Source organism: Demequina sp. NBRC 110052 (assembly GCF_002090075.1).
Classification (GTDB): domain Bacteria; phylum Actinomycetota; class Actinomycetes; order Actinomycetales; family Demequinaceae; genus Demequina.
Window position 1 is genome coordinate 313,776 of record NZ_BBRI01000004.1, and the last position, 8,859, is coordinate 322,634.

The window sequence follows — 8,859 nt, forward strand, 5'->3', positions numbered from 1 at the left end:
AGAAAGAAGAAGCTCATGACGGATCGGATCGTGCTGGCCTACTCCGGAGGCCTGGACACCTCGGTGGCGATCGGCTGGATCGCCGACGCGACGGGCGCCGAGGTCATCGCCGTGGCCGTGGACGTCGGCCAGGGCGGCGAGGACCTCGAGGTCATCCGCCAGCGCGCGCTCGACTGCGGCGCGGTGGAGGCCTACGTCGCGGACGCGCGCGACGAGTTCGCCGAGGAGTACTGCATGCCGGCGCTCAAGGCGAACGCGCTCTACCACGACAAGTACCCCCTCGTCTCGGCGCTGTCGCGTCCCGTGATCGTCAAGCACATCGCGAAGGCGGCCCGCGAGTTCGGCGCCTCCACGATGGCGCACGGCTGCACCGGCAAGGGCAACGACCAGGTCCGCTTCGAGGTGGGCATCACCTCGATCGCGCCCGAGCTCAAGTGCATCGCGCCCGTGCGTGACCTCGCGCTCACCCGCGACAAGGCGATCGACTACGCCGAGAAGCACAACCTGCCGATCGCGACCACCAAGAAGAACCCGTTCTCGATCGACCAGAACGTGTGGGGCCGTGCCGTGGAGACGGGCTTCCTCGAGGACATCTGGAACGCCCCCACCAAGGACGTGTACGACTACACCGACGACCCGGCCTTCCCGCCGGTGCCGGACGAGGTCCTCATCACGTTCGAGAAGGGCATCCCTGTCGCGATCGACGGCCAGAAGGTCACTCCGCTCCAGGCGATCGAGATCATGAACCAGCGCGCGGGCGCGCACGGCATCGGACGCATCGACATCGTCGAGGACCGCCTGGTGGGCATCAAGAGCCGCGAGATCTACGAGGCTCCCGGCGCGATCGCGCTGATCGAGGCCCACAAGGAGCTCGAGAACGTCACGCTCGAGCGCGAGCAGGCACGCTACAAGCGCCGCATCACCGACGAGTGGACCGAGCTGGTCTATGACGGCATGTGGTCGTCGCCGCTGAAGGACTCGCTCGAGGCCTTCATCGAGGACACGCAGCGCTACGTCTCCGGCGAAATCCGCATGCAGCTGCACGGCGGGAAGGCGATCGTGGACGGCCGCAAGTCGGACACCGGGCTGTACGACTTCAACCTCGCGACGTACGACGAGGGCGACACGTTCGACCAGTCGGCCGCGCGCGGCTTCATCGAGATCTACGGACTCGCCGCCAAGCAGGCCGCGGCCCGTCAGGCGCGCCTGGGCTACTAGCAGCGTGGCGCGGCGCGCCGAGGGATGTCGACGACGTCACTTCGGCGCTCCGCCGCCCGCGGGTACACCACCGTCGTTCTGGGCGGGTGCGTGCGTCCCAGGGGTGCAAGAGTGTCGGTATGAGGGCCGCGCGGCGCGGTCGAGTCAGGGGAGTGAGCATGAGCAAGGCAGAGGGCACGAACGAGGGCGCGCTGTGGGGAGGCCGATTCGAGGGCGGGCCCGACGCCGCGCTCGCTGCTCTGAGCAAGTCGACCCAGTTCGACTGGCGCTACGCGGATGACGACCTGCTCGGCTCGATCGCGCATGCGCACGCGCTCCACAAGGCGGAGCTCCTCACGGACGACGAGGTCGAGACGATGGTCGCAGGCCTCCAACAGCTGCGCCAGGACGTGGCGGAGGGAAGCGCGGTCGCGTCGGAGTCGGACGAGGACGTGCATGGCGCGCTCGAGCGACTCCTGATCGAGCGCGTCGGGCCCGAGCTGGGCGGCAAGATCCGTGCCGGCCGCTCGCGCAACGACCAGATCGCCACCCTTCCGCGCATCTACCTGCGCCGTCACGCCCGCTACCTCGCGTCACTGCTGCTGGACACGGTCGATGCGCTGCTGGCGCAGGCCGACCGCCACCTCGACGACCCGATGCCGGGGCGGACGCACTTCCAGCACGCGCAGCCCGTGACGCTCGGCCACGCGCTGCTCGCGCACGCGTGGCCGTTGCTGCGCGACGTCGAGCGCCTCACCGACTGGGACGCTCGCGCGGCCTGGTCGCCCTACGGTGCGGGCGCGCTCGCCGGCTCCACGCTGGGCCTCGACCCGCAGGGCGTGGCCGAGGAACTCGGCTTCATCGGACCGTGCGAGAACTCGATCGATGCGACGGCCTCGCGCGACGTGGTCGCCGAGTTCGCGTGGGTCGCGGCCATGATCGGCGTCGACCTGTCGCGCATCTCCGAGGAGATCATCGCGTGGGCCACGGTGGAGTTCGGATTCGTGAGACTCGACGACGCGTACTCGACGGGGTCGAGCATCATGCCGCAGAAGAAGAACCCGGACATCGCCGAGCTCGCGCGCGGCAAGTCGGGTCGTCTCATCGGCGACCTGACGGGCCTGCTCGCCACGCTCAAGGGGCTCCCGCTCGCCTACAACCGCGACATCCAGGAAGTCCACGAGCCCGTGTTCGACGCGGTCGACACTCTCGAGGTGCTCCTGCCCGCCTTCGCGGGCATGGTCCGCACGCTCACGTTCCAGACGGAGCGCATGGCCGAGCTCGCACCTGCGGGCTTCTCGCTCGCGACGGACATCGCGGAGTGGATGGTCAAGAAGGGCGTGCCGTTCCGTGAGGCGCACGAGGTCGCCGGTGCGTGCGTGCGACTGTGTGAGAAGCGCGGCAAGGAACTGCACGAGATGACTCCCGAGGAGATGCAGGCGATCCACGAGTCGCTCACTCCCGAGGTACTCGAGGTGCTGACCGTCGAGGGCTCGCTCGCGGCACGCGACAACGTCGGCGGCACCGCGCCGGCGCAGGTCGTGGAGCAGGGCAAGGCGGCCCGTGCCAGGGTGCGCCACTTCCGCCCCTGGGCCTCGTCGGCGTCCTGAACCTGCGTCGGGCGAGCGTACCGTGACCCGCCGCGAACCGAGGCGAGAGCGCTAGTCGACCTCGACCTCGGTCGCGTCCGTCACTCGCAGCAGATCCGCGTAGGTGATCGGAAAGAGGCTCGCGGGGATCCCCGCCGCCGCCCAGATCTCCGAGTAGTTGAGCAGCGCGACGTCCAGGTACGTGCGCACGGGAGCGGGATGCCCGATGGGCGCGACGCCGCCGATCACCTGGCCGGTCGCCTCCCGCACCTGGTCGGCGCTCGCACGTCGGATCCGCCCGGCGCCGATGCGGTCCGCCAGGTGAGCCGTGTCCACGCGGTGCGCGCCGGAGGTCAGCACCAGGATCGGCTCGTCGTCGGCCATGAACACGAGCGAGTTCGCGATCGCGCCCACATCGCATCCGAGGAACTCGGCGGCCGCCGCCGCGGTGGGCGTCGCTTCGTCGATCTGCCTCACGGTCACGTCGACGCCGCCGGCGTGCAGCGCGGCCTGGACCTGCTGGACCTTGGGGTGGAGCTCTCCGTTCGCCATGAAGCCCACCCTATTCGGCGAGGTCCGCACGCCCTATGCTGACGCCCATGGCGCGGGTGTCAGTGCAGGACCTCGCCGCTCGGGCTCGCAAGGCGCAGCCCCGGAGCGGTCGCACGCGTGTGGTCCTCATCGACGGCCCCGCCGGCTCGGGCAAGACGACCCTCGCGGAGCGCGTGGGGGCCGAGCTCGGCGCCCAGGTGGTCCACGGCGACGACATCTACGAGGGCTGGGACGGACTCGCGACGATGTGGCCGATCCTGGGTCACGGCATCCTCGAGCCGCTCGCACGCACGGAACACGGGGCGTTCGGCCGCTGGGACTGGCACGAGGGGCGCCGCGCGGAGACGATCCCGGTGCCCGTCGCGGATGCGTTGGTCATCGAGGGCGTGGGCGTCGCGCAGCGGCTCGCGCGCCCGTATGCGTCGCTCGTGGTCTACGTCGAGGCCCCCTGGGAGCTGCGGATCGCGCGCGGGATCGAGCGCGATGGCGAGCACATGCGCGCGCAGTGGGAGCGGTGGAACGCGCGCGAGGATCGCTTCCTTGCGGACGAGGGCACCCGCGGCGCCGCGGACGTCATCGTTGACGGCTCGCTCCCGTACCTTGACTGAGCGCATCGGCTGAGGTCGGTGGAGAAATCTCCTCGTCACATGAGGCATGACACGATGGCCGAGTGAGCATTCTCGACGACGCCCTCGCCCGCGTGGACGCGATGGTCGCGGACGCGATCACCCTCATCAACTGCGAGTCGCCGTCGGAGGACCGCGTGGCGATCGAGCGCAGTGCGGACGTGACCGCGCGAGTGCTGGGCTTGCGTCTGGCCGCGGCGGGACTCCCTTCCGAGCCTGAGCGCCTCGTCGTGGAGGGCGTTCCGCATCTGCGCTGGGTTCTCGGCGACGGGCCGCGACGCGTGCTGCTGCTCGGGCACCACGACACGGTGTGGCCGGTGGGCTCTCTCGACCGGCTGGGTGCCGGCGTGAGCGACGGGACCCTCACGGGTCCGGGGTGCTTCGACATGATCGTGGGGGTCGTGCAGGCGGTGCATGCGGTGGCACTCCTCGCAGAGCACGGCGGTGCGGATGCGGTGGATGGCGTGACGATCCTCGTCACGGGCGATGAGGAGATCGGCTCGCCGACGTCGCGCGCGCTCATCGAGGACGAGGCGCGACGGCATGACGCGGCGCTCGTGCTGGAGGCGGCGGGCGACGGCGGCGCGGTCAAGACTGGCCGCAAGGGAGTCTCGTGGTACGAGGTCGAGGCCCTCGGTCGCGCCGCGCATTCAGGCCTCGAGCCGCACTTGGGCATCAACGCGGGCGTGGAGCTCGCGCACCAGATCCTCGCCCTCAGGAGCCTGTCCGACGCGGTGGCCGGCACTTCGGTGACGCCCACGCGCGGCACGATCGGCACCACGGGCAACACGGTGCCCGCCAGCGCACGCGTCACCGTCGACGTCCGCGCCTGGAGCGTCGAGGAGCAGCACAGGGTCGACGCGGGCATGCGCGCGCTGGCCGCCATCGAGGACGGCGCACGCCTGGTGCTGCACGGCGGCATCAACAGGGCGCCGCTCGCCAGGCCCGACGCCGCGGCCCTGTTCTCCCGGGCGCGCGCCCTCGCGCCGCTCGCCGGCATCGACGATCTGGCGGAGATCGCCGTCGGCGGAGGCTCGGACGGCAACTTCACCGCGGGCGTCGGGACCCCGACGCTCGACGGGCTGGGCGCGGTGGGCGGCGGTGCGCACGCCGACGACGAGCACGTCATCGTGGAGCACATCCCGCATCGCACGGCGCTGGTCGCGCTGCTCGTGCAGGACGTGCTCGCGCACGGTGTTCCCGCGCGGCATGACGGGCAGGCGTCGTCGGAGACCACGACGTGAGCGGCGCGATCGATCCGGCCATCCCCGCTGCGGCGTGGGCCGACTACGAGACCGCCGCCCGCGGCGCAGGCGTCGAGGTGCGCGCGTTGCGCGCCGACGAGTGCCCCGCGGCCGCCTCGCTGCTGAGCTCCCTGTGGAGCTCGTCGGTGCTCGAGGCTCCCGCGCTGGTCGCACTGGCGCATGCGGGCTCCTACGTCGCCGGCGCCTTCGACGGCGATCGCATGGTGGGGGTGTGCGTCGGGTTCCTGTCGCAGCCGGTCGGCGAGGCGATGCACTCGCATGTCGCCGGTGTCCTTCCGGACGCGGCGGGGCGCGGCATCGGCACCGCGATGAAGCTGCATCAGCGCGCCTGGTGCCTGGACCTGGGCCTCACCCGCATGACGTGGACCTTCGATCCGCTGGTGACACGCAACGCGTCCTTCAATCTGCGCAGACTCGGCGCCGAGGTCACTGACTACTTGGTGGACTTCTACGGCACGATGACAGACGGCGTGAATGCGGGTCAGGGCAGCGACCGCGCGCTCGTCACCTGGCGCCTGGACGCGCCGCTGCCTGCGAGCGCCGACCCGGCCGACGCGTCGGGCGGTGACGCTGCCAGGCCAGCCGACGCGTCGGACGGGTCCGACCGCGGCGACGAGATCCTGTCGGTGGGTCCGGGCGAGCTGCCCGTCTCCTCGCCCCTGCGGGACGACGCCACGCGTGCCGTCGCGGCCCTGCCCGCCGACATCGAGGCGACGCGCCGCACCGCGCCGGACACGGCCGCGCTCTGGCGCTCCGCTCTGCGCGACGCCGTGGTGCCGCTGCTGGAGCACGGCTGGACCATCGCCGCCGTCACCCGTGACGGCCGCTACCGACTGGAGAAGCCATGAGAATCACCCACGTCGCGCTGCGCACGCTCGACCTCCCCTTGGTCGCTCCTTTCACCACGTCCTTCTCCACACAGACGCATCGGCGCGTGCTCGTGATCGAATTGCACGCGGACGTGGATGGCGTGGAGGTCGTCGGATGGGGCGAGTGCGGCGCGCTCAGTGAGCCGGTCTACTCGGAGGAGTACCTCGCGGGGGTCATCGACGTCACCACGACCTATCTGCTCCCGATGCTGGTCGACGCGCAGCGCCGCGCACCGCTCACGGCGGAGACCGTCGCGCACCATCTCGGTCGCATCGTCGGGCATCGCATGGCGAAGGCCGCGGTGGAGATGGCAGTGCTGGACGCCCAGCTGCGGGCCTCCGGCGTCTCGTTCGCCTCCTACCTGGGCGTCACGCGAGACCGCGTGCCCTCGGGCGTGTCGATCGGCATCCAGGACTCGATCCCTGAGCTGCTCGACGTGGTCCAGGGCTACCTTGACGACGGCTACGTGCGCCTCAAGCTCAAGATTAAGCCCGGCTGGGACCTCGAGCCGGTGCGCGCTGTCCGTGAGGCGCACCCCGACGTGCCGTTGCAGGTCGATGCGAACGCCGCCTACACGCTCGTGGACGCCACCCATCTCGCCAAGCTCGACGCGTACGATCTGCTGCTCATCGAGCAGCCCCTGGCGGAGGACGACCTGCGTCAGCACGCCGAGCTCGCGACGCACATGCGCACTCCCTTGTGCCTCGACGAGTCTGTGGTCTCGGCCACGGCCGCGGCCGATGCCATTGCGCTGGGTGCCGCGCAGATCATCAACATCAAGCCCTCGCGCGTGGGCGGCTACCTCGAGGCGAGGCGGATCCACGACATCGCCTCCGCACACGGCATCGCGGTGTGGTGCGGCGGGATGCTCGAGACCGGCATCGGGCGTGCCGCGAACGCCGCGCTCGCAGGTATGCCGGGCTTCACGCTGCCCGGCGACATCTCCGCGTCCGACCGGTTCTACGCCGAGGACATCACCGAGCCGTTCGTGATCGAGGACGGCCACCTGGCGATCCCACGCGAGCCCGGACTCGCGCGAGTGCCGCACGCGGGCCGACTCGAGGCGGCGACTGTGGATCTGGTGAGGCTCGACGCGTGAGCCAGCGCGGGCGTCGGGCGGGCGGGCGAAGCCAGGCCGGACCCCTGGCACAATGGCGGCATCATGACTGAGCACATCCTGGACGAGCTCGCCTGGCGCGGGCTGATCGCGCAGACCACCGGAGAGGACGAGCTGCGCGCAGCTCTCGACGCGGGGCCCCTCACCCTCTATTGCGGATTCGACCCGACCGCGCCCAGCCTCCACCACGGCCACCTGGTCCAGTTGGTCGTGCTGCGACACCTGCAGCAGGCGGGGCACCGGGTCCTTCCGCTGGTGGGTGGCGCGACAGGCATGATCGGTGACCCGCGCATGTCTGGGGAGCGCGTGCTCAACACCAAGGAGACGGTGTCCGAGTGGGTCGAGAGGCTGCGAGCGCAGATCTCGATGTTCCTCGACTTCGAGGGCGACAACCCCGCGCAGATGGTGAACAACCTCGACTGGACAGGCGAACTGTCCGCGATCGACTTCCTCCGCGATGTGGGCAAGCACTTCCGGCTCGGCACGATGCTTGCGAAGGACACCGTCGCGCGTCGCCTCGCGAGCGACGAAGGAATCTCTTTCACGGAGTTCAGCTACCAGGTTCTCCAGGGCCACGACTACCTGCAGTTGCACCGTCGGCACGGGTGCTCGCTGCAGACTGGCGGCAACGACCAGTGGGGGAATCTGCTCTCCGGAGTCGAGCTCATCAGGAAGTCGGAGGGTGTGGCAGTGCACGCCCTCACGACGCCGCTCATCACCAAGGCCGATGGCACCAAGTTTGGCAAGTCCGAGGGCGGAGCCGTGTGGCTCGCACCGGACATGATGAGCCCATACGCGTTCTACCAGTTCTGGATCAACACCGAGGATGCCGACGTGGAGCGGTTCCTCAAGATCTTCACGTTCTTGACGCCCGACGCGATCGCGGAGTTCGAGCGCAAGGTCGCCGAGGAGCCGTTCCGTCGTGAGGCGCAGCGTGCGCTCGCGTGGGAGGTCACGTCGCTCGTGCACGGGGAGGCCGCGGCCCAAGGCGCTGTCGATGCTTCCCAGGCGTTGTTTGGGCGCGGCGATCTCGAGAGCCTCGACGCCGCGACCTTGGATGGTTGCGGGCAGGAGCTCGGGGGAGTGACCGCGCCCGCGGGCATCTCCGTGGTCGATGCGCTCGTGGCGGCCGGCGTGGTCGACTCGAAGTCCGCCGCGCGACGGGCGGTGCAGGACGGTGGCGCCTACCTGAACAACGTCAAGGTCGAGGACGCCGACGCGGTGGTCTCCGCAGGTGATGCCCTGGCGGGGGGATGGGCCGTGCTGAGGCGCGGCAAGAAATCTCTGGGACTTGTGCGGCTCGAAGGCTGACTGAGGCGGGCTGAGCCGCACCTTTCCGCTGTCTACCAGGGGAGATCGGCACGACACGCCCGGGCGTCACGGGATTTGACGCGCGATGTCATCTCCCCGTAATGTCTTCTCTGTTGCCGACGACGGGAACGAGATTCGCAGGACTGAAGAGGCCGCGGATCCCCACCTCACCGCAGGACTGAACAAGGCCGCGGGAGGCAAGTCGAAGCAGCTCCTCGATCTGATCGATGGTTGGTTGCGCCCCTGTGGCGGGACCTCCGAGAGCGGAGACGGGAACACGGAACTGTCTGGAAACGAACCGACACGGTGAGTTGACAGCTGCAGGAAAGTGT

At 70.0% G+C, this 8,859-nt stretch carries 8 protein-coding genes; 7 read left to right on the forward strand and 1 reads right to left on the reverse strand.

Annotation, left to right across the window (positions count from 1 at the left end; genetic code table 11):
* Positions 1 to 15 precede the first annotated feature (15 nt).
* The gene (locus B7K21_RS12325) at positions 16 to 1,218 is read left to right on the forward strand and encodes an argininosuccinate synthase (RefSeq protein ID WP_084076075.1); all 1,203 of its coding nucleotides are present in this window, start codon (positions 16 to 18) and stop codon (positions 1,216 to 1,218) included.
* A 158-nt stretch (positions 1,219 to 1,376) separates the two neighbouring features.
* The gene (argH, locus tag B7K21_RS12330) at positions 1,377 to 2,807 is read left to right on the forward strand and encodes an argininosuccinate lyase (RefSeq protein ID WP_084076078.1); all 1,431 of its coding nucleotides are present in this window, start codon (positions 1,377 to 1,379) and stop codon (positions 2,805 to 2,807) included.
* A gap of 51 nt (positions 2,808 to 2,858) precedes the next feature.
* Here argH and B7K21_RS12335 read toward each other — a convergent pair whose 3' ends face one another.
* A complete protein-coding gene (locus tag B7K21_RS12335; RefSeq protein ID WP_084076081.1) occupies positions 2,859 to 3,338 on the reverse strand; it encodes a YbaK/EbsC family protein in 480 nt (159 codons plus the stop codon).
* 47 nt (positions 3,339 to 3,385) lie between these two features.
* Between B7K21_RS12335 and B7K21_RS12340 the strand changes: the two genes are divergently transcribed.
* From B7K21_RS12340 to tyrS, 5 genes are all read left to right on the forward strand, one after another.
* A complete protein-coding gene (locus B7K21_RS12340; protein WP_200806317.1) occupies positions 3,386 to 3,946 on the forward strand; it encodes a (d)CMP kinase in 561 nt (186 codons plus the stop codon).
* A 62-nt stretch (positions 3,947 to 4,008) separates the two neighbouring features.
* Positions 4,009 to 5,208, forward strand: coding sequence for a M20 family metallopeptidase (locus tag B7K21_RS12345; protein WP_234989308.1), 1,200 nt, complete (start codon positions 4,009 to 4,011; stop codon positions 5,206 to 5,208).
* Entirely contained in the window at positions 5,205 to 6,077 is an 873-nt protein-coding gene (locus B7K21_RS12350) for a GNAT family N-acetyltransferase (protein WP_234989309.1), read from the forward strand. Before B7K21_RS12345 ends, B7K21_RS12350 begins: the two co-directional genes overlap by 4 nt.
* On the forward strand, positions 6,074 to 7,198 hold the full coding sequence (gene menC, locus B7K21_RS12355) for an o-succinylbenzoate synthase (protein WP_084076087.1): 1,125 nt from the start codon (positions 6,074 to 6,076) through the stop codon (positions 7,196 to 7,198). Before B7K21_RS12350 ends, menC begins: the two co-directional genes overlap by 4 nt.
* Before the next feature lie 63 nt (positions 7,199 to 7,261).
* Positions 7,262 to 8,527, forward strand: a complete 1,266-nt coding sequence (gene tyrS, locus B7K21_RS12360) for a tyrosine--tRNA ligase (protein WP_084076091.1) — start codon at positions 7,262 to 7,264, stop codon at positions 8,525 to 8,527.
* Positions 8,528 to 8,859: the final 332 nt, after the last annotated feature.